At 68.6% G+C, this 22,266-nt stretch carries 21 protein-coding genes and 5 pseudogenes; 13 read left to right on the forward strand and 13 right to left on the reverse strand.

Annotation, left to right across the window (positions count from 1 at the left end):
* Window positions 1-129: 129 nt before the first annotated feature.
* Window positions 130-675: pseudogene (locus IO33_RS45020) on the forward strand (transposase family protein); the annotation flags it as partial.
* A 61-nt stretch (window positions 676-736) separates the two neighbouring features.
* On the opposite strand, the gene IO33_RS51885 reads toward IO33_RS45020, so the two are convergent.
* From IO33_RS51885 to IO33_RS0139715, 3 genes are read right to left on the reverse strand one after another with little or no spacing between them, the layout of a single operon-like run.
* Complete coding sequence (locus tag IO33_RS51885; RefSeq protein WP_051927250.1) at window positions 737-1,846, reverse strand: hypothetical protein; 1,110 nt, start codon at window positions 1,844-1,846, stop codon at window positions 737-739.
* Window positions 1,843-2,577 carry a hypothetical protein gene (locus tag IO33_RS51890; protein WP_051927251.1) on the reverse strand — a complete coding sequence of 245 codons (735 nt, stop codon included), beginning with the start codon at window positions 2,575-2,577 and terminating at the stop codon, window positions 1,843-1,845. Before IO33_RS51890 ends, IO33_RS51885 begins: the two co-directional genes overlap by 4 nt.
* The gene (locus IO33_RS0139715) at window positions 2,574-3,461 is read right to left on the reverse strand and encodes a tyrosine-type recombinase/integrase (RefSeq protein ID WP_031173973.1); all 888 of its coding nucleotides are present in this window, start codon (window positions 3,459-3,461) and stop codon (window positions 2,574-2,576) included. Before IO33_RS0139715 ends, IO33_RS51890 begins: the two co-directional genes overlap by 4 nt.
* Window positions 3,462-3,962: 501 nt before the next feature.
* On the opposite strand from IO33_RS0139715, the gene IO33_RS0139720 reads away from it, so the two are divergent.
* Window positions 3,963-4,454, forward strand: a complete 492-nt coding sequence (locus IO33_RS0139720) for a hypothetical protein (protein ID WP_157858032.1) — start codon at window positions 3,963-3,965, stop codon at window positions 4,452-4,454.
* Window positions 4,451-5,635: a cytochrome P450 family protein gene (locus tag IO33_RS0139725; RefSeq protein WP_031173975.1), complete on the forward strand. Its 1,185-nt coding sequence runs from the start codon at window positions 4,451-4,453 to the stop codon at window positions 5,633-5,635. The genes IO33_RS0139720 and IO33_RS0139725 overlap by 4 nt, the downstream gene beginning before the upstream one ends.
* A 714-nt stretch (window positions 5,636-6,349) precedes the next feature.
* On the opposite strand, the gene IO33_RS0139735 is transcribed toward IO33_RS0139725, so the two are convergent.
* The 3 genes and pseudogenes from IO33_RS0139735 to IO33_RS0139740 all read right to left on the reverse strand — a co-directional run bounded on the left by IO33_RS0139735 (window position 6,350) and on the right by IO33_RS0139740 (window position 9,609).
* Window positions 6,350-7,009, reverse strand: coding sequence for a hypothetical protein (locus IO33_RS0139735; protein ID WP_031173977.1), 660 nt, complete (start codon window positions 7,007-7,009; stop codon window positions 6,350-6,352).
* The gene (locus IO33_RS51485) at window positions 6,951-7,286 is read right to left on the reverse strand and encodes a hypothetical protein (RefSeq protein ID WP_167349507.1); all 336 of its coding nucleotides are present in this window, start codon (window positions 7,284-7,286) and stop codon (window positions 6,951-6,953) included. The genes IO33_RS0139735 and IO33_RS51485 overlap by 59 nt, the downstream gene beginning before the upstream one ends.
* Window positions 7,287-7,579: 293 nt before the next feature.
* Window positions 7,580-9,609, reverse strand: a pseudogene (locus tag IO33_RS0139740) (alpha/beta hydrolase family protein).
* 441 nt (window positions 9,610-10,050) lie between these two features.
* Here IO33_RS0139740 and IO33_RS0139745 point away from each other — a divergent pair.
* From IO33_RS0139745 to IO33_RS50820, 3 genes are all read left to right on the forward strand, one after another.
* Window positions 10,051-11,256 (forward strand): sensor histidine kinase, encoded by a 1,206-nt coding sequence (locus IO33_RS0139745; RefSeq protein WP_245236032.1) that lies wholly within the window; start codon window positions 10,051-10,053, stop codon window positions 11,254-11,256.
* Window positions 11,253-11,915, forward strand: a complete 663-nt coding sequence (locus IO33_RS0139750; RefSeq protein WP_031173980.1) for a response regulator — start codon at window positions 11,253-11,255, stop codon at window positions 11,913-11,915. The genes IO33_RS0139745 and IO33_RS0139750 overlap by 4 nt, the downstream gene beginning before the upstream one ends.
* Window positions 11,916-11,984: 69 nt before the next feature.
* Window positions 11,985-12,146, forward strand: coding sequence for a hypothetical protein (locus IO33_RS50820; protein ID WP_157858033.1), 162 nt, complete (start codon window positions 11,985-11,987; stop codon window positions 12,144-12,146).
* Here the strand turns inward: IO33_RS50820 and IO33_RS54335 are convergent.
* A complete protein-coding gene (locus tag IO33_RS54335) occupies window positions 12,071-12,397 on the reverse strand; it encodes a transposase (protein ID WP_078964111.1) in 327 nt (108 codons plus the stop codon). The two genes, IO33_RS50820 and IO33_RS54335, sit on opposite strands and share 76 nt — an antisense overlap.
* Here IO33_RS54335 and IO33_RS48580 point away from each other — a divergent pair.
* On the forward strand, window positions 12,377-12,676 hold the full coding sequence (locus IO33_RS48580; protein WP_245236033.1) for a response regulator transcription factor: 300 nt from the start codon (window positions 12,377-12,379) through the stop codon (window positions 12,674-12,676). The genes IO33_RS54335 and IO33_RS48580 overlap by 21 nt on opposite strands.
* A 632-nt stretch (window positions 12,677-13,308) precedes the next feature.
* Here the strand turns inward: IO33_RS48580 and IO33_RS50825 are convergent.
* Window positions 13,309-13,476, reverse strand: a complete 168-nt coding sequence (locus IO33_RS50825) for a hypothetical protein (protein WP_157858035.1) — start codon at window positions 13,474-13,476, stop codon at window positions 13,309-13,311.
* 307 nt (window positions 13,477-13,783) lie between these two features.
* On the opposite strand from IO33_RS50825, the pseudogene IO33_RS54340 reads away from it, so the two are divergent.
* A pseudogene (locus tag IO33_RS54340) lies at window positions 13,784-14,136 on the forward strand (DNA-3-methyladenine glycosylase I).
* A gap of 172 nt (window positions 14,137-14,308) precedes the next feature.
* Here the strand turns inward: IO33_RS54340 and IO33_RS0139775 are convergent.
* Window positions 14,309-14,956, reverse strand: a complete 648-nt coding sequence (locus IO33_RS0139775) for a peroxiredoxin-like family protein (protein ID WP_031173982.1) — start codon at window positions 14,954-14,956, stop codon at window positions 14,309-14,311.
* A gap of 118 nt (window positions 14,957-15,074) precedes the next feature.
* On the opposite strand from IO33_RS0139775, the gene IO33_RS0139780 reads away from it, so the two are divergent.
* Window positions 15,075-15,665 carry a TetR/AcrR family transcriptional regulator gene (locus IO33_RS0139780; RefSeq protein WP_031173983.1) on the forward strand — a complete coding sequence of 197 codons (591 nt, stop codon included), beginning with the start codon at window positions 15,075-15,077 and terminating at the stop codon, window positions 15,663-15,665.
* A gap of 36 nt (window positions 15,666-15,701) precedes the next feature.
* On the opposite strand, the gene IO33_RS0139785 is transcribed toward IO33_RS0139780, so the two are convergent.
* Complete coding sequence (locus IO33_RS0139785) at window positions 15,702-16,628, reverse strand: AraC family transcriptional regulator (RefSeq protein ID WP_031173984.1); 927 nt, start codon at window positions 16,626-16,628, stop codon at window positions 15,702-15,704.
* 92 nt (window positions 16,629-16,720) lie between these two features.
* On the opposite strand from IO33_RS0139785, the gene IO33_RS0139790 reads away from it, so the two are divergent.
* The gene (locus tag IO33_RS0139790; protein WP_037687172.1) at window positions 16,721-17,506 is read left to right on the forward strand and encodes an MBL fold metallo-hydrolase; all 786 of its coding nucleotides are present in this window, start codon (window positions 16,721-16,723) and stop codon (window positions 17,504-17,506) included.
* A gap of 76 nt (window positions 17,507-17,582) precedes the next feature.
* Here the strand turns inward: IO33_RS0139790 and IO33_RS53160 are convergent.
* Window positions 17,583-17,843: pseudogene (locus IO33_RS53160) on the reverse strand (OB-fold nucleic acid binding domain-containing protein); the annotation flags it as partial.
* A 75-nt stretch (window positions 17,844-17,918) separates the two neighbouring features.
* Here IO33_RS53160 and IO33_RS48595 point away from each other — a divergent pair.
* Window positions 17,919-18,800: pseudogene (locus IO33_RS48595) on the forward strand (IS5 family transposase).
* A gap of 64 nt (window positions 18,801-18,864) precedes the next feature.
* Here IO33_RS48595 and IO33_RS0139800 read toward each other — a convergent pair.
* Window positions 18,865-19,296, reverse strand: a complete 432-nt coding sequence (locus IO33_RS0139800) for an ASCH domain-containing protein (RefSeq protein ID WP_031173986.1) — start codon at window positions 19,294-19,296, stop codon at window positions 18,865-18,867.
* 1,408 nt (window positions 19,297-20,704) lie between these two features.
* On the opposite strand from IO33_RS0139800, the gene IO33_RS0139810 reads away from it, so the two are divergent.
* Complete coding sequence (locus tag IO33_RS0139810; RefSeq protein ID WP_031173988.1) at window positions 20,705-20,992, forward strand: hypothetical protein; 288 nt, start codon at window positions 20,705-20,707, stop codon at window positions 20,990-20,992.
* Window positions 20,993-21,382: 390 nt separating this feature from the next.
* A complete protein-coding gene (locus tag IO33_RS50830; protein ID WP_157858036.1) occupies window positions 21,383-21,838 on the forward strand; it encodes a hypothetical protein in 456 nt (151 codons plus the stop codon).
* 51 nt (window positions 21,839-21,889) lie between these two features.
* On the opposite strand, the gene IO33_RS50835 is transcribed toward IO33_RS50830, so the two are convergent.
* Window positions 21,890-22,027: an ATP synthase subunit c family protein gene (locus tag IO33_RS50835; RefSeq protein WP_157858037.1), complete on the reverse strand. Its 138-nt coding sequence runs from the start codon at window positions 22,025-22,027 to the stop codon at window positions 21,890-21,892.
* Between the last annotated feature and the right edge of the window lie 239 nt (window positions 22,028-22,266).

Here is a 22,266-nt window from a genome sequence, read left to right on the forward strand (position 1 = left end):
ACGGATTCCGCAGCTCGCCGATTTGCTCAAATAGTAGGCGGCGAGGAGCGCGTTACCTACGACGACCGGCCGACAGAGCGAAAGCCCGAATATCACCCGCTTCGCCATGAAGTGATATTCCGACAGAACAGCCCGGCCCACGCCTACCCCAGTGCGGTCATCCACCTGCTTGCCCAACGAGCGCCGGGTCTGCTGAAAGTCCTGCGCTAGGCCGAACCCGACTTCGTCCTGCTGGACGGCACCCTCGCCGAGTGCGACCGGGTCGGCGACTCCCGTGCGGACTACTCCGACAAGCATCGGAGGCACTGAGTGAACGTGCAGGTGGTCACCGATCCGGACGGCCAACTGCTGTGGCTCTCACCCGCACTGACGGGCCGGTCCCACGACCTGACCGCCGCCCGCACCCACCGGATCATCCGCATCTGCGAGCGCCAGGGCGTCCCCATCCTGGCCGATCTCGCCTGCCAGGGCGGCGGCCCGTGGCTCACCGCCGGCATCAAACGCAGGCCCCTGCAGGAACTCACCCCCACCGAGAGGACCGTCAACCGGGCCCTGTCCGCGGCACGGGCACCGGTCGAACGCGGCGTCGCCCGCTTGAAGCCCTGGCGGATCTTCCGCAGATCCCGATGTAGTCCGAACAGCATGACGTCAATCGCCAAAGCCGTCCTCACCCTCGGCGATCCGGTCGGTCAGGTTGTCGCGAATTTCGACAAGTCGCCCTCGCGGGGTTGGAACTTCAACGGCTTCCCGGTGGCGTCGGCAATCCGGTCGCCATGAGCATATCGTTGAGGGAATCACGGACGGTATTGGACGAGATCGGCCGCCTCTCACCGGAGACGTTCCACTGATAGAGAAGCGGCATTGGTTCGTTCCAGACCTTCTCGTGGATGTCGTAGCTGTGGACGGAGGGAATCGCCCCGTTCGCGCCGCGAACTCGGGCGACCACCGCGCTTAGGACGTCGGCCGGTTCGGGAGTGACCAGCAGCAGACGTCCTTGGTCTGTTTTCGACGGCGCGATCTGCAGGAGCGGAACAAGCTCGCCCGTGGTGGGGAGCTTGTAACGGATGATGCTGTGGTGTCCGAGCTCCAGCAGTTCCTCGATGCGGATGCCGGTGTGCCGGAGGATCTCGATGGTGGCCCAGCCCCAGAAGGCCCGCTTCTCCTCGGCCTCGAGGTCGCGTCGGCGTCCTGAGGAGTCGTATGCCTGGCCCGTGAGACCGGCCCGGGAAGTGTTCTTCGGCGCGGTGAACGTCTCTCCGAGGACAGTGAACTGGGTGCTGAGCGGGGCAGCGTGGAGCGCGTCCAGGCGGAGGCGGGCCTCCTTGAGCCGGCGGTCGGCGACACGGATCAGCGTAGGCAGGACGGGGAGCCGCTCGCGTGTCCGCTGATCCGAGGCGGTCTTCTGCCGTTGCTTGGTCTTTTTGTCCGAGCAGTCGGCTCCGGTGATCGGACAGGGCGCTGCCCAGGGGCCCCACCGGGCCGGCTCGTCCAGGGCCCACTGCGCGATGTCGAGGTAGAAGGACCGGACGAGCGTCTTGATCGCCGGTGCGCTGCTGCGCGGTTCGGTCGTCTCGACGACCTGCCCGTCGGGCATGCGACGGCGGCGGGTGACCGTGTTGACCCGGGCTTTCCAGGCGGCTGCGACGTCCGGGGGCAGGTGGAGCGAGTCGATTCCTTCGTGGTGACGCTCCAGATCGGCCCAGAAGTTGTTGGCCAGGGAGGTCGACAGGGTGATCAGGGAGTTGTGATCGAGCGAGGGCTGGCGTTCGGTGAGGTAGTCGACGAGGAGGTCCCGGACCGGGCGACAGCGCAGGTGGTAGCGGTCCACCAGTTCCGCCGGGGTCACCTGGCCCGTGCGGGTCTGGAGACGCAGCAGCGTTGCCGGGGCGTCCGACGGGAACTGACTGCGATGCGGGTGCCGCGGGCCGCGTGGTTGGTCTCCTGGAGCAGGGCGAGAAGGTCGCCGACGACGATGTCCTCGACGCGGCGGCCGAAGGTCGCCAGGACGCGGGCGACCGCCTTGAGGGCCGCGGAGGCGTGCCGGGTGTCCCGGATGTCGGCGGGGAACGCGGCTTCCTGGCGGGCGAAGCCCTCAGGGTCTCGGGCCGCCGCCATCGCCGGACGCAGGGCGTTCGACGAACTGGCCGCCAGCCATGCCGGGGACGGACGGACGACGTCCGCGCAGATCAAGGCCAATGCGCCGGAGGCCAAGCAAGATGAGGTGGGCCTCCGGCCGACCGTGGGAGCGGCCCAGTCGAGGACCGTGCTGTGCCAGCCCGCGGGTGAGAGGGCAGCTGGGCTCGCGTCCCGACTGGCCTGCCAGGTCGAACCCGGGAAACTTGTCAGCCAGGCCAGGATCGCGCGGGCGCCGACCATTCGCGTGTACTGTGCGCTCCTGCCTTCGGCGCGCAGAGGTCTGCGGCCGAGGGAGTCCAGGATGTAGTCGGTGTCGGCTTCGGTCATGTGCCAGGACTCGGGATTCCGGCGTGGCGGGGACCGCTGTAGAAGCGTGGCGGCCTCGGCGCCGGCGAGCTTGCGCGTGGTCTCCGGTGGCGCGATGAGCAATGCGGTGGTCATGCGACGAGCCCTCCGAAGAGGGTGTTCAGCGATTCCTCGTTGTAGGCGGGGGCCGCAGGAGCCGGTGGCGGGGCGAGTTTCTTCGCCTCCTGTCGGGCGTGATGCGCCAGACCTGCCGAGATGACCTCGTCCCGGCTCGGACGGAGGTACTTCTGGAGCGTGCGCTGGTCCTTGTGACCGAGGATGTGCTGGACGTGGAGCAGCGACATCTCGGGATCCTCGGCCATGCGGTAGGTAGCGGTGTGCCGCAGGTCGTGGAGGGTCCAGCTGGCGCCCAAGAGTTCGTTGGCGCGGTTGAACATCATGCGGGCGGCGTCGTACTGAGGAGGCCGCCAGGGGCGCCGCAGAGTCCACCACAACGGCTGGCTGCGGCCGCGGGGGACACCCTTCTTCAAGGCTTCTTCCTGGTAGAGCCGGAGCCAGACGAACGCATCGGGTGAGGTGGGCAGTTGCTGATAGTCCTTGGTGCCTTTGCGGATCACGCCGATGAGTTGCTGGCCGGGCAGGGCATCCCGTTCGGTCGAGGTCAGCAACTCCTCTGAGCGGGCGGCGCTGGAGACCCAGAAGGCGAGTAGCGCGCGGTCGCGGTGCGAGCGCAGGCCGGCGAAGACCTCGGTGTACTTGTCGTCCGGTATTCGGCGGGGGATCCGTTCCGGGACGGTCGGCCGGTAGCGGCCGGTCCGCTCGTGCTTGAACTCGTCCGCTGGGTTGTGGTGGGCGTGGGGCCGCCCCTTGCGGCGGTTTCGGTCCAGCGGGAACGGGTTGACCAGCAACTGGCCGCTGTTGAGATCCAGGTGGAAGTCGTAGAAGGTGCGCAGCACGGTTTCGCAGTGGGCCCGGGTGGCGGGTGCGTACTTCTTGCCGATCGTCGGCTTCCCGGTCACGGGGTTCGGCGTACCCTGGGCGAGAGCCGGTGGCTTGCGCCGGGGTACCCGGAGAGGGCCTTGCCGCGGTTCCGCCAGTGCACGCGTACCGGCTTGTCGGCGAGCTGCATCCACAGGGTGAAGTCGCGGGCGTCCTCACGGACGGCAATCCGGTGCCCGCGCGGGGATCCGGGGGAGTCCCGCGTAGCCGAGGAGGACATCACGCAGAGGGAGATCGAGGCGCTGACCCGCCGCGTCGAAGCGGTGGGAGGTCGTGTCGAGGCGATGCAGGTGCAGCGGGCGGGAGTTCCGCGTCGGTCATCGAGGCCAGGCGCTGCGCCGGGAACTCCGTGACGGGTTTGCCAAGGTCGACGAGCGGTTCGACGCCCTGGAAGGGAAGGTCGATGCCCCGCCGCGCACATGGGCCGCTGAGCTCTGGCAGAAGATCTTGGCCGGTTGCCAGGCAAGTTTGACGGCCAGTAGGTTTCTTCCACTTGATCTTGAGCGGTGGGGTGGGAGACGGTGGCTGTTGCCGCGCCGGCCTACGGCGATGCCGTCCTGACGGTCTTCGAGCGGGGGTTCGTCGAGCCCGGGCAGCATCATCGGCAGCCGTTAGGGCGGGGCTGGAACCCGCGTTTCGAGAGGGCTGATCCGGTCCGGGAGTTTCGCTGGTCCAAGGGCGGGGAGAGTAGCGCCGGCCTTTACTACACGGTCACAGTCGGCGGTCACGTGGGCTCTGAGCCCTGGCTGGAGCAGGACCGGCTGATCCTGCTGGACCAGGATCCCGAGGCGGTAGGGACCGCCGCACGGCCGTTCTGGCTGCACCGGCATGACGGGATGCGGCGGCGTCGGCACGCGCAGGACGACGACGTGCGGCTTTCCGGGGCCGGGCCGGTGGCCGGATCGACCGGTCGGCCAGCCGTACGGAACGGCCGCGGAGGCGTTCAATCGGAACTCGTCGACCAGGCAGCAGTAACCACGAACAAGCCGACCGAGGAGGCGAATCGAGCATGACCTCTGCTCCAGCGTCCCTGTTCAACGACGCGCTCATGACCGACCCGTACGGGACGTACGCCCGCCTGCGGGAAGCCGGGCCGGTGCACCGCACCATCACTCCTGACGGCGCACCCGTGTGGGTCGTCACCCGCTACGAGGATGTGCGCGCCGCTCTCACGGACCCGCGATTGTCATTGAACAAGGCAAACGTCCATACCACCGGCCGCTACCAGTCATCCATGCCGCCGGAGCTGGACGCCCACCTCCTCAATATGGATCCGCCCGACCACACCCGGCTTCGACGTCTTGTCTCGAAGGCATTCACCGCCCGGCGTATCGAGGGCCTGCGGCAGCGCGTCCAGGCGCACACTGACGAGCTCCTGGCCGCCATCACAGAGCGGCCGGCCGACCTGATGCGCTCCCTGGCAAACCCTCTGCCCATGGAAGTCATCTGCGAACTCCTCGGTATCCCCACCACCGATCGCCGAGATTTCCACGCTTGGACCGACAGCGTGCGGGGGTCCTCCGAGGACGCCTCGGTGGAATCCCGTGCCACGATGCGGGAGATGCACCGATACCTCACCGGAGTCATTGCCGCCAAGCGCAACAAGCCGACCGATGACCTTCTCACCGCGCTGACTGAAGCCCGCGACGAACACGACAGCCTCAGCGAACCCGAGCTGCTCGCGATGAGCTTCCTGCTCCTTTTCACCGGCTACACCAGTGCGGTGAACCTGATCGGGAACGCCGCATTGGCGCTCTTGCTTCACCCTGCGGTGATGGACTCGGTCCGCGCCGGCCACACACCGCTCCGCGCGGTGCTCGAAGAGACCCTCCGCTGGAACGCTCCCGTCACCCTGGGGGTCCGACGCTTCACCCTGGAAGACGTGACCATCGGCGGCGTCACCATTCCCGGCGGCTCCCGCGTCTGGGTCTCGCTCGCCTCGGCCAACCGCGATCCCGCCCAGTTCAACGACCCTGATTGCTTCCGGCCCGAGCGTCCCTCCACCCACCTCGACTTCGGCCACGGCATCCACTACTGCCTGGGCGCCCCCCTGGCGCGCCTCGAAGCCGAAGTCGCGCTCACCGGTCTCCTCGCCCGGTTCCCTGGCCTCCGCCTTGCGGTCCCCGCCGACGAGTTGGAATGGCTGCCCTCCTTCCATCATCGAGGCCTGAAGACGCTACCGGTCACCTGGTGACCAGGAGCTGACCGGGCCAGCCTGCGGGGGCGGGGCAGGGGACAGAAGGCCATCACCCGATACACCTCGACCATCAGGACAGCGTAGAAGAATCGCGCCTGGACGTGGAGTGGGATGGTCTCCGCAAGGCGCCACCAGGCGAGGTCGCGGGTGCCGAGGGCGTTCATGTCCGCGCCCAGGCGAGCGAGCCACTTCTCCGCCTGTTCCGCGCGGTACCGTACGGACTTCTCGCCCTAGAACTTCCGGGGCGGCCGCGTCGGGTAGCTGGCGGGTACGAAGCCGTCCAGCAGGAGGTCCTCGACGGCTGGGACCTCGGACGGCCGGCCGTCCTCCAGCAGCTCCGCCGGATCCCTGCCCCCTTGGGTCCGTAGGCGCGGCGGGCCAGGGCGGCCATCAGCGGGTTGGTCAGGACGCCGCGCAAGTGCCTGACGTCCGGGTCATCGTCGCAGAGTCGCTGGAGGACGGTGTCCCACTCGACCGGTGCACGGGCCAGATAGGCGGCCACATCCGTGGACTCGAGCGGACGCAGGTTGACGACGGCTGCCGCCCGCAGCACGCTCCCGTCGGCGGTGACCTTCCGGAACGCGGACTCGCGCATGGCCACGACCAGGGGACGTCCCGGCTCGCGATTCAGCTCCGCGAACGCTTCCTCCTGGAAGTCCTCGTGCATTTCATCGAGCCCGTCCAGTACGGGCAGGAGGCGGCCCTGCGCCATCAGCCACTGGGCGAGAGTGCACCGCCGGCCGCCGCGGGCTGGCCCAGCTTGCTGTAGGACTCTTGCAACCACTTGACCAACCAGTCTCCCAACAAGTCCCGTTTCGGGTCCCAGTTGCCGACCGGCACCACGACCGGAGGGACGTCATCCATCCGCTCCAGCAGCCCATGCGCCAAGCGGGCGACGAACACGCTCTTCCCGCTGCCCGCCGACCCGGCGACCAGCGGCCGCCGCGACGACACCGCGTCATACAGCCGTAAGGGGTCGACGAGGTCGTCCAGTGCGGTGGGCGGCTCGGCCACGGCGTCCCGAGGGTCTGACACGGCCTTCCCGGAGGGCGTGACGACGTTGACCCACCGGTCGACACCGCTCCCCCGAAGCAGGCTCCAGCGGACCGCCATCGGCGCTGGACCGTCGATCGCGTTCAGGTACGTGCGCAGGTTGGCGGTGAGTTCCGCGCGGAACCTCTCCACCGCCAGCGCCGCCGCTTCGGCCTGCTCCTGGGCGCGGCTGGAGCGCAGGTTGATGGTCGTGTTGACGTGCCGGACGTCCCCGTTGATCTCGGGGCGCCTCTCCAGAACCAGCGTTGCCGAACGGAAGTCATGACGCCGCTCCTTGGTCCCACCCGTCGACCTTGATGCGTACGTGCCCGGTAACATTTCCCCTGACCAGCGCGGATCCCGGCGCTGCGGCGGCGTCCGTGCCGGAACTGGTCGCATACGGGGACGCCGCCATGCCGGACACCTCCGTCGACACGTCACCGCCCACATTGCCGCCGACGGCGACCCCTCCAAGTCCGGTGACGGACGAGGGCCGCACCACGCCGGTGTCCGGTTCCGGCGGCGGGGTCGGCCGCCGGAGCGTCAGCCCGAGCCCCCCGATCACCGAGGTCGCCTTCTCCGCCCGGTCCAGGCTCTGCCCCGGAAGGAACACCACGAACAGCAGGGTGCAGAGCCCGGCGAGGAACAGAGTGCCGAGTAGCGTCAGTTCGATGAGCCGAATGCCAGGATCTTCAACCCTTGTCGATCAATGCCGGTCCCTTCGAGCGCACCGGTCCGTCGCCCGAAGGCGCCCCGGCTCCTGCTTCTCCTGCTCCTCGGTTGTCAGTCCGCTCCCGGGCGCGTACCGCATGACCACGTCGTACCGCAACGATCAAGAACTGTCAGGGATTGACGGACTCCGCGAGTTCGACCTGAGTAACGGTAGTTCGTCGAATCCGGCGGTAGAGGTCAATGCCGTGTCCTGTGGTGAATGCGTCGATCAGGGCCTTGAGCTCGGAGGGCGGGTCCCTGTCCGTCCAGGCTCGCCACCATCGAGTGAGGGTGACGGCGGGGGGTGAGCCAGGAGCGGATGGCCCGTAAGGCCATGGGCCAGTAAGGCTGTTGGGGCTGGTGGGACAGGGCCCGGCCCCCCCTCCGGCCCCTCGTCGGAGCAGGGGTCCGGCGCGGTGGCGTCCAGGGGGCTGGGTGCGGCGAACCATTGGTCCCAGCAGAAGGAGAAGGCGCAGTTGACCAGGGTCTGGTAGCGGCGGATGGCGCGGTCGGAGGCGGACTTGGAAGTCGGCCCATCCGAGTTCGTCCTTGATCTGTTTGTAGCTCTGCTCGATCCACGGCCGCAGTCCGTAGAGGCGGATGATCTCGGCGAGGTCGGCCGGCTGGTGCGGGCTGGTTGTGGCGTGGGGTGCGTCGGGGTGGTGGGGCAGGTTGGTGGCCAGGTACGAGGTGGGGTGCCGTCGGCGGGGCGTCGTCTCCGTCCGAGGCACAGCTGGTCAGCGGCTGTTGCCCGGGTGGTAGACGCTGAGGTCGCCGTAGGCTGACAGAACGCCGGCCAGGTCATCGGGTTTGTGCCGCAGGGTGGTGTCCAGGAAGGCAAGAGCGGTAGCGGCGACGACGTGCGGGCTCTGGGTGCGGCCCAGGGAGCCGACTATCGAGGGCACAGGCGGCAGGTACAGGGGGCCGTCCATGAAGGTGAGGTGTGCGGCGCCGGGGATGGTGAGCCGGTAGCTCGTCGCGGTGTTGAGCTTGAGGGCCTTGGTGAGGCGGGATATGTAGCGCGGGTCGGTTCCGGGGGTGATGGCTTGGGTGAGCGCGAGTGTCGGCTGTTGGAGGGAGGGGGAGGTGGGGCCGTGGGGGTAGCCGTCCAGATCGATGACGGCGTCGAACCGGTGGTCCTGCCGGGCTGCCTGCAGGGCGGCAGCACCCCCCATGGAGTGGCCGGTCACCGCGACATGGCCGGTTTCCAGGCGTCCGGTCAGCGGGCCGGCAATCTCGCCTCTGTCCAGACGACCCAGCTGAGTGAGGACGAAGCTGAGGTCGGCGGCACGAACAGTCGTCCAGCCATCCGCCAGCTTGTCGTCCTTGTCCCGGACGCCAGTGGAGGCGATCTTGGTGTGAATCGTTCGGCCGTCGGTGAGGACGACGGCTGCGGAGTCGTACGGGTGATCGAGGGCGGCGACCACATAGCCGTGACTGGCCAGTTCCTCCGCCCAGGCGGTGTTCTGGGTGCGCACTCCGCCCGACCCGGGAGAGAACAGCACGACGGGGAACCGTCCGCCCCGGTCGGCCACCGGGGCGTTGAAGACCGAATGGGTGTGGGCGCGCGGGACGCCGTCGACCAGGAAGCCAGGCAACCCGACCTCACGGGCGAGGGCGTCGGAAACGGTGCGCGCCTCGTGCTCCGTGCGTCCGAGGTACTGGGCCCGCTGCGTGCCTGCGGGACTCTTCTGCGCGGGATACCAGAGCTGGACCACGACCGTGCGATGGTCGTGCGGGTCGGCGGTGAACCTCTCGGGGCGGCGTGGATCGGTCCACTGCACCACGCGGGTGCCGACCGCGAAACGGCCTGACGGCTCGGGGAACACGGGTACAGGAAAGGCCCAGGCGGCCACCGGACCCGTGGCAATCAGGCCGACGCAGGCCACCGACCCCGGCAACGCCAGCCACCATCGGGCCCGCCACGCCGGCTGGCCGGTACGGCGTCGCAGCAGGGGAGAGAGGGCGAACGGCAACGCGACGGCAGCACCTGCCAGGACCGGCAGCATCTGCCAGCGGATCCCCACCACACTCAGCACGATCGCGGACAGCACGAGAACCGCCCCCGCCGCGATCGTGATGCGTGGGCGGGCAGCGGGGGGAAGCCAGCGTGCCATCACCAGCGCGACGGCACCTAGCAAGGCAAGGAATTCCAGGGGGGCCATGTACAGCCCCGTGATGATCTCGGTCACCCGGCCATCCTCAGGGCGGGGCACGCGATGCCACATCGATCCCGGGTCGCCATCGCATGCAATCGGAGTCGCAATCCGAGGTATGTCCTCTGTGCGACCGGCGTCGCATCCAGGCGTCTCGCCTGTGCGACCGGAGTCGCAATCGAGCACGGCAGGTGAACGGCCGCTTTGCGACCGTGGAAGGTAGCGGGACTCCTCCTGAGGTCGTACCTCGGCGCGGTGCCATCAGACGGTGGACTCATGTGCTTCGCGGGCCCGCGGCCTACCGTGGCAGGGCCGCGGTACACGCTGGGGAGCTCGGGGTGTGCGCTCCTTGTACTCGGCCCGACTCCGGCTGTATGCGGTGGTGGCCCCGACTGGGGCCACATGACGCTGAACCGACAGGAACGTGTGATGACCGAGGCGGCCGCAGAGCCCGGCAATGCCCATCCAGCGCGCTACCGGAACCGTGTGCGGCGGACGAGGACAGCCGTACGGATGACGAGGTACGCCGACCTGGCCTCCGCACGAGCGGCACGACTGGTGAGAGCCGCCCGGCGCTGGGGCCTCCGGCTGCCGCCCATAGTGTGGGACTCGCTGCTGCCGGCGCTGCTCCTGCTCAACATCATGACCACGCGCGCGTCGCAAGAGCTCCCGGTGGCGGTGGCCCTCACCACGGCCCTGGCGCTGCCCCTGGTGTGGCGGCGCCGGGCACCGCTCACGGTGTTCGGCGCCGTGGCAGCCGCGGCCTTCGTCCAGTGGCTGATGGACGTCCAACTGCCGGCGGACATCGCCTTGCTGGTGGCTCTCTACACGGCGGCCGCGAACTCGGGCCGGCGCGGCGCGCTCGTCGCTGGTGCCGTCGTGGAGGGCGGGGCCCTGCTGGCCTGCCTGCGCTGGGCGACGGAAGGCGCATTCCTGACCCTCTTCGTCGCGGTGACCGCGATGGTCGTCGCCGCCGCCGTCCTGGGTGTGAATGTGCGGACCACGCGCGCCTACCTCGCGGCCCTGGAGGAACGGGCTGCACGACTGGAGCAACAACAAGACCAGCAGGCGCGGCTGGCCGTCGCCGAGGAAAGGACACGTATGGCCCGGGAGATGCACGACATCGTCACCCACAACCTGTCCGTCATGGTCGCGCTCACCGACGCCGCTGTTTACGCGCAGCTCCGGTCGCCCGACAAGGCCACCACCGCGATGCTCCAGATCGCCGAGACGGGCCGGCAGGCTCTGACCGACATGCGGCGCTCGTTGGGCATCCTGCGGATCGACGAACCGGACGCGCAGCGCCACCCGTTGCCAGGCATCGCACAACTGGAGACCCTCGCCGACCAGATGTGCGCCGCCGGGCTGCCGACCCGCCTCGAGGTCCAGGGCGGCTACACCCACATACCCGCCACCGCACAACTGACCGTCTACCGCCTGGTACAGGAAGCCTTGACCAACACCCTCAAGCACACACCCATCGGCACACATGCGAAGGTCCGGATACAGTGCTCCACCCAGACCGTCACAGTGGACGTCACCGACAGCGGCCCCTGCCCGCCACTTCCCGGCACCGCACCATCCGGCCACGGCATCCCAGGCATGCGCGAGCGCTCGGCCGCCTACGGCGGGAAGTTGCAGGCCGGACCGCTTCCGGGCGGCGGCTGGGGAGTGCATACTCGCCTCGTCCTCGCTGGCAGCGGAGCAGCGGCCGCATGACGATCCGCATCCTGATCGCCGACGACGAAGCGCTGCTCCGTATGGCCTTCAGCACGGTCCTGGAGGCCCAGCCCGACATGGCACCGGTCGGCGAAGCCGCGGACGGCATCCAGGCCATACACCTTGCCCAGGATTTGCGCCCCGATGTCGTCCTCATGGACGTCCGGATGCCCGGAACCGATGGGATCGAGGCGACCAGGCAGGTCATCCGGATCTCCCCGCGGAGCAGAGTGTTGGTCCTCACCACCTTCGACCTGGATGAATACGCCTTCGCCGGACTCAACGCCGGAGCCTCGGGCTTCCTGCTGAAAAACACCAGGCCCGAGGAATTGCTCACCGCGATACGCAGCGTGGCCGCGGGCGACGCGGTGGTCTCCCCGCGGATCACCCGCCGCCTGCTGGAGAACCTCCGCCCGCACATCCCCGACGGCAGGAGCACCGGCCGCGACGAGCGGCTGAGCCGGCTCAGCGGCCGTGAACGCGAGGTTCTCATCCAGGTGGGCTGCGGCCTGTCCAATACCGAGATCGCGGCCACCCTGTACCTCGCGGAGGCGACCGTGAAGTCCCATCTGGGTCGAATCCTGCAAAAGCTCGAACTCCGAGACCGCGTACAGGCCGTGATCTTCGCCTACGAGAGCCGCCTCATCCACCCGGCATGACGCCGCCGCCCGGAGCCAACGGCGATATCCTCAGCCCCGGGCGTCACCAGCGCTACACGATCGTCCGACGTGGCTATTACGAGAAGGCTGTCGTACACCGCGGCGGTCGAGCGGTACCTCATCTGCGCGGGCGTCGCGAAGTCCTCCGCGCGGATCTACCGGATCTCGCTGGCGACGTGGGGGTGGATGCTCGCCGGGGAACCGGCACCACCCAGCTCCTGCCCCGACTGATCGGCCCGCTGCAAATGTCGCTTGTGCGCGGTCTTCCACGGACCGGACCGTTCAGCCAGATCACGCCACTGCACACCGGTCCGCACTGGATGCAGGGCCCTGTTGATCACCTGCCTATGGTCTCGCCACCTGCCGCGACGCCAGTTGCTCACGGTCAGCAGCGGCTTCAGGCGGGCCCACTCGGCATCACTCAGATCCCCCCGACCAGTCATACACGCACAACGAGTCGCGTGATCGGAGAGTCGCACCATGTACACGGGAAACTGCTGGCCGGCGGGGCGGCCGGAGAGGATGCCATCACCGTGCAGCCCGCCCCCGCCGATCTGCTGCTGCCCGCCCTGGCCGCCTGGTACGGCATCACCCGCAGGGAGCGCGGCGTACTGGAACTTGCGCTCGAAGGGCTGCCCGCCCAACAGATCGCGCGCCGCCTGCACCTGTCTCCCCACACGGTCAACGACCACTTCAAGGCCATCTACCGCAAGACCGGAGTGGCGTGCCGCGAAGGACTGATCTCAGGGCTGCGCCGCTGATGTGCGTACGGGCCGATCACCCGGCCACCTCGGGCAGTGCGGGCTGCACTCTTTGATTGGCCACGCCCGCACGGCGCACGCTGCCGGAAGTCCCGGAGTCTGTAAGAGCATCCGCCGGTAGGGCATGAGCCGGGGTTATCGGATGCGGGGGCTTGCGGGTCGGGTATCCCGTCGATGGGATGGGTGTACCAGGCCTTTCGGATTGAAACTCAGCTCGATCCGCTCGCACTTGCTCCGCCATCATCAGGGACCGATGGCATCCCCAGCTGTTCGAAGGCCGGGTTCAGCTCCCGGTGCGTCAGGCTGCCAAGCCCCACGACGACCTCGCCGACCGCTGTCCCCAGCGCTGAACGATCCCTGCTGTCGACCATGAGTAGAAGGTCGCAGCAACCGGCAGGAGCCGGCATCGGCACCGCACCCAGGCCATGAGCCACATCGCGTGCGAGTGGGCCACATTATGTCGCACGACGTTCACGCGCGTCCTCTGGGCGACCGCCTTGGTCCCACCGACGGGCTGACGGGGGACGGGAGCCGATGGCGCGGGCGGCGGGGTAGGCAGGCCTGTGCAGCCCGAAGTGGGCGAGCGCGCGCAGCTGGACGACTTCGGTCAGGGCCCGAGCGTCGCGCTTCCACTACGGGAGCGCGCCGGTGAGACCGAGGACGGCCATGTCCGGCTCGATCATCTGCACGCGGGACGTGATGTCTTCGAGTAGGCGGCGCAGCCGCTCGGGAAGTTTGCTGTCCGGGGCTGCCGGGAGGCCGAAGCGCAGGCGGAGGATATGATGGCCCATGGTGATCATCCGGCGCTTCCCTGGATCACCAGACGCCTCAGAGTGTCTCGGCTGTGAGAGTCGGGCGGCGTGATGGCCGCCCCTGGGCAGGAGACGTGCAGGTGTGTCATGGGGGTTGCTTCCTTGTCGTCTCTTGCTGGTCTCCGGTGCCCTGCTCTGCACCGCAAACCTTGTTCGAATATCTATGCGGGTTGCGCAGGCCGTCTCGGAGGCCTGCACAGCCTTGACGCCGGATAGGACGACTGTCCTAGAGGTGCACCGCGGCTAGGACGCCTGCTTCGACTTCCACCTGGTCGCCGAGTTCACCGAGGCCGATGTGGACCGGCTCCTGCGGGACCCGGGGATCGTCCGTCATGGAGGCAAGATCGAGGCCGTCGTCAACAGCGCCCGCCGAGCGGTGGACCTGGCTGCCGAGGAGGGCTCGCCCGCCGCCTTCTCCTGGCGCAGCGAACCCGGCCCGGACGAGGCCGACGTGCCGCAGACGGTCTCCACCTCGCCGGCTTCGGTCGCCCTGTCCAAGGACCTGAAGAAGCGGGATGGAAGTTCGTCGGACCCACCACCCTCTTCGCGTTCATGCAGGCCATGGGGTTGGTCAACGATCACACGGCCGAGTGTGTCATCCGCTCGCGGGTGGAGGCGGAGCGGTCGGTCCTCACGCGGCCCCGCTGAAACGTGGTTCCTGGGGCTCGCAGCGACGCGGCTGTGCAACGGTGCGACCGATGCCGCTGCCTCGTGCGGCCGGGTCTCTTGCCCCGGATGGGTGGCGGTTCAAGGCCTAGCCGGGGCGATGGTGGCGGCGCCCCTTCGGACGCCCGCCGTATCGGCCCTCAGCTGCAGCCCCTCATTTCAGCTCGTCGAGTGCGGCCAGGATGTCGGCCGGTTCGGCACGGGTGGTGTAGTCCGTGTTGACGAAGGCCCAGCGGCTCGTGCCGTCGCGGTCGATGACGTAGGTGGCTGGCATGGGCAGGGTGCGCGGGTGGCCGGCGTTGGATCGGGCCAGGTCGATGCCGAACCCGGCGTAGACGGCCGCGAGGTCGTCCGGCAGGTCGAAGGCGAGGCCGTACTGCTTGGCGGTGTCGCAGCCGAGGTCGCTGAGCACGTCGAAGGCCAGATCGTTCTTCTCGGCGTACGACAGGGACTCGTCGGGGACCTGGGGCGAGACGGCGACGAGGCGGGCACCGCGGGCGATGATGGCGTCGTGGTTCTGCTGCAGGGAGCGCAGGGCGATGTTGCAGTAGGGGCACCAGGCGCCGCGGTAGAAGGTCAGCACCACCGGGCCGTCGGCGAGCAGTTCGGCCAGGTCGACGGTCCGGCCGGTGGCCGAGGGCAACGTGAAGGACGGTGCCTTCGCGCCGACGGTCAGCGCCTGGTCCGCCTGGCCGGAGTCGGCCAGTTCCCGGGCCGCGCGCTGCATCACGGCGCGGACGTCGGCGGGGATCTGCTGCTGGCGGCTGTCGAAGAAGGCGCGCAGCTCGGCGTTGACGCTCATGGGTCTCCTCCCGGAATATCTTGGAACGTTCGTTTCAAGATAGCCATCGGAGCGCACTCCGAGTCAATGGGTGGAGCGGGGTATCTTGGAATCAGCGGTTCAAGATGGGCGGTGGGGCATGGCAGACGTCAAACACTTCGATCCGGACGCGACACTGGACACGGTGGTGCGGCTGTTCTGGCGGCAGGGCGTGGCCACCACCGGGATCCAGGACATCGTCAACGCCACCGGGCTCAGCCGGTCCAGCCTGTACGCGACCTTCGGCGGCAAGCAGGAGCTGTACCGCGCCGCCCTCGAACGGTACGTCCAGGAGCGGTCGCGGCCCCTCCTCGGCCGACTGGAGGACGACCGCGGACTGCCGGCCATCACCGAGTTCTTCACCGGCTTGATCGAGACCCGCTGCACCGGCGAGTTCGCTCGGTGGGGCTGCATGATCTCCAACGCCCACGCGGGCACCGAGAACAGCGACCCCCAGGTCAGCGCCATCCTCGACCGGCAGCACCGGCGCCTACGCGATGCCCTGCACACCGCGCTCCTGTCGGCACGGCGGCAGCGACAACTCACCGAGGAAGCCGACCTGGACTCCGCAGCCGACGTCCTGGCCCTCCTGGCACATGGCGTGAACCTGCGCTCCCGCGCCGGCGCGGACGCCCACCAGCTACAGAAAACCGTCGCGGCGGCGATCACCGCGGTGGCTCGCGGAGCATGACCTTCAGCCCTCGGAGTCAGAACCCAAGACCACATCTCATTGGCGGTGGGTGGCCCGGTAGCGGGTGGGTGGGGTGCCGCGGTGGCGCGTGAATGCGCGGGAGAAGGCGAACTCCGAGGTGTAGCCGACGGTGTTGGCGATGCGGGTGACGGAGTCGCTGGTTTCCCGGAGCCTTCGTGCGGCGATCTCCAGGCGCCAGCGGGTGAGGTAGGCCAGTGGAGGTTCACCGACGAGGCGGGTGAAGCGGCGGGACAGGGTGGCCCGGGAGACTCCGACTTCGCGGGCCAGGGTGTCCACGGTCCAGGTCCGCCCGGGTTCCTCGTGGATGAGGGAGATCGCGGCGGCGACTTCGGGATCACGCAGGGCCGCCCACCAGGTGGTGCCGTGATCCGGGGCGTCCCGCAAGGCCGCCCACTGGCGCAGGATGTGGACGAAGAGGACGTCGACCAGCCGGTCGGTAATGGTCTGTGACCCCGGTGCCGGGTCGGCCAGTTCTACGGCCAGCATGCGCAGCGTCTCGGTGAGGTCGTGCCGGCGCGCAGAGGGGTCCGCGCGCAGCAGCAGCACCGGTGGCAAGGTCAGCAGTGGGTGGGAGGCGTGGGTGTCGAAGCGATAGCCACCGCAGACGATGCGGGTGTCCGGTCCGGGTCCCGGGAAGTCGATCGGCGCGCCCGGCCCGCTGCGCTGCGCCTGGGTGACGTCTTCGAATCGGACCGTCGGGCCCGTCGGGTCACTCGCCATTGCGTGGCCGCTGCCGGCCGGGAGCAGGACGAGGTCACCCGCCGTCAGGGGAAGTGGTTCGGCGCCCGGGCGGCGCAGCCAGCAGCAGCCCTGGGTGATGTGGTGGAAGACGGCCGAGGCCAGGTGCGGGAACTCGATCCCCCACGGCCGGGCGGCATGCACCCTGGCGGTGACAGTTCCGCCGATCTTCGTGGCGGACAGCACATCGGCGAGGACATCCATACCCGCACACTACCTATGATGAGACGAACAGCTAGGAATCTGGGTCAGATAAGCATGGAACGGCTCGGCTGGACGAACGTAGCGTCGCAGTCATGGCACACACCACAGTCATCCCGGTACCGGTCATGGGCAAACGGAACGTCAACGCCTTCCTGTTGCTGGGCCGTCGGGCCGTTCTGGTCGACACCGGCATCCCGGGCAGCGGCACGAAGATCCTGGCGCGAATCGCCGAGCACGGCATCGAGCCCGGCGACGTCTCGGCGATCGTCATCACCCACGCCCACATCGACCACTTCGGATCCGCCGCGGAACTGCGCCGGGCCACCGGAGCTCCGGTGGTCGCCCACACCGCGGATCTCGGCCCCTACAAAACCGGCCGGATCCGCGAACCGTATCTTCCCACCGGACGGTTCGGCCGCTTCCTGGACCGCTTGGACGCCTTCCACGAGCGCACCGAACCGTTCCGGCCGGACCTGCTGATCGGAGGGCCCGCCGCGCTGTACGAGCATGGCGTCGACGCCCGGATCATGCCCACCCCGGGGCACACCGCCGGGTCGATATCGGTGCTCACCGATGAGGGCGATCTCGTCGCAGGCGACCTGGTCGCCACCTCGTTCCTCGGGATGGCACACCGAAGGCCGGCCAACCCGCCCTTCCACGACGACCCGGTCGGCAATCTGGCCAGCCTGCGAGCGATGCTCGCGCTCAAGCCGACCACGCTGCACGTCGGCCACGGGGGGCCGCTGGACCCGGCACGGGTGGAGCGCTGGGCGGCCAGGGAGCAGCACCGGCTGGAGAGGCTCACTGCACGCGGCCGGCTGCGCACCCGGGCAGAAGTGCGCGGCACCGGAGAGGAGTCGACGAGCAGTGAGCAGTGAGTGGTGGAACCCGGCTCTCGCCATCTGCCGAAGGAAAGGCCTTCCACGGTGCCTCATGAGACACGTCGCAGGCCGGAGAACCTTGACTTCGGTGGCCGAGCCGGCGCAGGTCCGCCGAGCGGGTGCCGGCGGGCAATAGGTCGGCGTACTGGTGCAGGTGGGCCCCGGCGGTACCGTCGGCGACGGTGCGCTGCGGGGTGGCCGGCTGGGCCAGGGCCGGGCTGGTGCGGCCGAGGAGGTCGAGGGCGGCCTGGGGGCCGTGGTCGCGTCGGGCGGCGGCCACCTCGTCCAGGTCTCAGGCCATCTCGCCGACGACGGTGCGGCGCGGGCCGCGGGCCGCGGGCCGCGGGCCTCCACCGTGCCGCGTACTAGGGTCTGTTGCGAAAGTGGATCATGGTCGTGAAATGATCACTTGCCATGGGGGTGTGGTGATCTGACGCATGGCCAGTGGGCCCGGCTTGAACCGCTGTTGCCGACGGGTAAGAAGCCAGGACGGCCGCCGACGTGGCCTCGTCGGCAGCTGATCGACGGCATACGCCGGCGGACCAGGACTGGTGCGCCGTGGCGGGATCTCCCCGAGCGGTAAGGGCCGTGGGATCGAGCCTACGACCTCTTCCGGCGGTGGCAACGCGACGGCACGTGGAAGCGGCTCTTCGAGCAACTGCAGGCCGAAGCCGATGCGAAGGGCCTGATCACGTGGGATGTCAGCGTGGACTCCACGATCGCCCGCGCGCACCAGCACGCCGCCGGGGCTCGCAAAAGGGGGATCTGCAGAAGGAGCGTCCTGGTGGTGTCGACGCCGAGCCCGACGACCACGGCCTCGGACGCTCGCGCGGCGGACTGACCACCAAGCTGCACCTTGCGGTCGAGCAGGGACAGAAGCCTCTGTCCCTGCTCGTGACCGCCGGACAGAGGCACGACAGCCCGCAGTTCCAGCCCGTGCTGGAGGGCATCCGGGTGCCCCTCATTGGCCCGGGCCGGCCCCGCACCAAGCCGGACAAGGTCCGTGCCGATAAGGCCTACGGCTCTCGAGCGAACCGCGCCTACCTACGCAGACGAGGTGTCGCGTGCACCATTCCGTGAGAAGGCCGACCAAGTCCGCAACCGCAAGAAGCTCGGCTCCCGAGGCGGCCGACCGCCCAAGTTCGACACGGCCGACTACAAGGAGCGCCACGCGGTGGAATGCGGGATCAATCGACTGAAGCGCCACCGAGCCGTCGCCACGCGATATGACAAGCTCGCCGTCCGTTACGAGGCAACCGTACTGGTCGCGGCCATCAACGAGTGGCTATGACCAGCAGCCGTACCGGCACTCACAGGGCCTGTCCGGTTGATCCTCCGGACTCCCATCGAGTCGGTCACGGACCACCCGAGTCGTCGGGCTCGACCACTCGGAAGCGTTCTGCAACGACAAGAGTGTCGTCATCAATGACCGGGGTGCGTCCCAGGTACTCGCTCACGCCATCGCTCCGGAAGAACTCTTCGTGCGCTGCCCGCCACTCCGCCACGTCGGAGTAGCCGCGTCCCTCTGCTCGTGCGAAGTCGTCGTCGATCTCCTTCATGGGAACGACGCGCACGTCGACGAGCTCGATCGTGACGGCCGGACGGCCTTCGGAATCAAGCACCCAGAATCGCTGTCCGGTCACCGGTACTGCCTCGCCGGCGTGTTCGTAGATCTCCAGGAGACCCGTGAGGGCAGTCTTCTGGCCGCTCAGGATCGCCGCCACACCACGGTCACGTTCCGGACCCGGGAAGGCGAGTTCAAGAGTCGGAAGGTCGTCATGTCCCATCGAGCGAGGTTATGAAGCCCGGCCGCGTTGATCAAGGGCCACCGCTTCGCTCGCCCCCGAACCCACAGCAAGCGCTTTCACAACACGCCCTAGTACTCCAGCTGTAGCCCTTGATCTTGTGGGGCGAACAGGTCCGGGCAAGCTGGCACTCCATCACCCGTGAGCAATCGGGGCTTGGTCCAAGTTCTTCTGACCAGGCAGCGGTCATTCGGTTATGCCTGTCGTACGTGGCGCGGAGTGCGTTCTGCTGTACGGGTGGATTCGGTGCGCCATCTGGCGGGTGTTCAGGTGGCGTTCGGGCCGCTGGAGTGTTCGCGTTCCGGCAGTGGGCCGTGCGGCCGTTGCCGTGACGGGTGAGGCGGACCGGCGGTGACGCCGCGACGGGACGGGTGAGGCCGCGGACCCGAGTGTCCGGCGGCGCAACCCCGCCCCAACGGAAGGGGGCACCGTCCGGCCCCGGAGGAGTGTCATGCGCGGTGTCCGCCCGATCCGATCGCTGCTGGTGACAGCCCTCGCCCTGGGGGCCTGGTCGTCGTGCCGGCGGCCGCTCAGGCCCACGGCTCGCCCGCCGGCCACCGTACGCCGACCGGCGTGCGCGCCGGCTCTCAGCCATCCGACCCTCTTCGGGTGTCCTGCACGGCCCGGGTACGCACCGACCTGCCACCGCTTGCGTCCGTCCCGCCGAACCAGAATCCGCCCGGCCTCAGCCCCTTCGACCTCCGCCGCCCCTACAACCTCTTCGGTCAGTACGGCAGGGGTCGGACGGTGGCGATCAACGTCGCCTACCACCACCCCAACCTGGAGAGTGACCTGGCCGTCTACCGCCGTCAGTTCCGCCTGCCTCCGTGCACCACGTCCAGCGGCTGCCTGCGCGTGATCAACCAACGCGACGGAAGCACTCTGCCGACCACCGTCGTCCCGGACCGGTCGTTCGAGGAGGCCATCGACGTGGAGATGGTGAGCGCCTCCTGCCCGGACTGCCGCACCGTCGCCGACGTCTCTGCGGTCGCGGACCTTGCCACCGGCGTGGCGGTGTACACCACCACATCCCCCATCCCGGCGGTTCCACGGGCTAGGTGGTCGCGGGCGGCACCAGCGTCGCCACCCCGCTGGTCGCGGGGGCGCACGTGCTGGCCGGCAACCCCGCTCCCGGCACGTTCCCCGACACCACGCCGAGACGGCTGACCGCTCACATGCCCCGGATGCCCAGAGGAGCCCTTCAGGCAGGCGCATACTGCCGGCATTCCAGTCGGCGATACTCCATCAAGTTCAACGCCCGCACCGGGACGTCGGCCTAACTGCTCGCGCAGCTGCGCGCCTGCCAGCGGCTACCGTCGCGATCGACAGGCACCGGAACCACGCGCCGATCAATCCACCCGAATGCGGATAAAAGATCCAAAATAGGTGCATGACAGTCAAGGCATACAACGACGACGCTCTCGTCATCGCCCGATCTGCCCAGGTCCCGGTCCACGGCAGGCTTCGGAAGTCCTACGCAGAGTTGTCCGGGAAGTGGTTCGGCAGCCTCACTCCCAGCAATCTGCGCACCGACCTGTATCCACTGCTCGAAAGCGGCGATCAGCTCACCTTGCGCTTGCCTGACGGCCGCGAGGGCACATTTGCTGCCGATTGGACTTCTGTGAACGGCGTGACCGGCTCCATTCGCATCGTTGGGACGGGGCCGCCACCGTTCTGACAGAGCGCACCTCACCGCCTGGGCACCTCAGCGTCGCGCAGCGGGCACGCTCACCCCGTCCCGCTGCTCGGCGTGCGCCGGGCACCTCCCGCCGCCCGAGGGGAGCGTCTTGGCGGACCTGATCGGAGGTGTCTCCGGCCCTGTACACCCAGGGGAGGGATGGCCGCGGCAGTGCCGTTCAGGACTTGGGCGGGACGATAGAACCCCGTACCGGCCTGGCCTCCTGCGGATCCCGGGGCTCGGGCCGCCGCTCGACCGTAGGCAGCGGTGGCTCGATCACCATTCACAGCTCGTCGTCGGCTTGGGACGGACTCGACCGAGCCATCCAGACCCTGAGGTGATCAGGCAACAACGATCAAACCGCCTTCACACGCCCCTCAGCGGGCCGTTGTGGGATCTGCTCAGCTCGGCGCCGGCGGCTGGCTCACCCAGGCGTTCGGCGAGTTGGAAGAGGACAGGCAGCGTCTCCGCGATGGCCAGGCGATCACTGTCGTCGAGCGCGGCGAGGGCGGCATCCGTGCGGCGTTCGTGGGCCGTGGTCCATGCGGCGAGCTTCTCCTGCCGGCGTTGGTGAGGGTGACCACCGAGCCCCGGCTGAGCATCGACACCGAGGAGCAGGAGGCGCTCTCGGACGTGCTCAGCAACTACCCCGACGCTCCTTCTGCCGGCTTCCAAACCGACGCGGAAGGTCGCTCCACGCGCCACCGGTCCGCAGGCGGAACAGATTCCGTTGATGACCTGCCGGCGATCCTTCCACCGCCCACCCCGCCCGGCGCTCTTCGGCAAGGGCGGTCAAGTCGTGCCCATTCGTTATCGGTGAGATCTTCCCGCCCCACACTGCTCTGAACGATCGGCTGTCCGGCTTGTCACTGACCCACCAAACAAGCCCTGGCGGGCTTACCCGATGATGAGGTTGCCGAAGACGCTTCCGATGCCCGCGCCGCTGCCGGCGACACCGACGGTGGCATCGGCTCCGATGAAGCGGGCGGCGTCGTCGGTATATGTGGTGTCGCTGGAGCAGGAGCGGCCGCCCATGTGCTGGTCAGTGCGAGTAGGACACTGAGCAAGGCAGCGGTGAGAAAACGATTGCTGTGCTGGTCGCCTGGCTCACCCGTGTCCATCAAGCTGTGCTTCAGCCCGACCTAAGCGCCCTGGGCCAATCCGATCGAGGCCCACCTAGTGACCTGAGTCAGAGATTCGCCGGCAATACGTGGCCACCTTGTCGAGGATCTCGTCGGCGGTCTTGGTCCATGCGAAGGGCCTGGGGGCCTCGT

The organism is Streptomyces durhamensis, assembly GCF_000725475.1.
Lineage (GTDB): Bacteria > Actinomycetota > Actinomycetes > Streptomycetales > Streptomycetaceae > Streptomyces > Streptomyces filipinensis.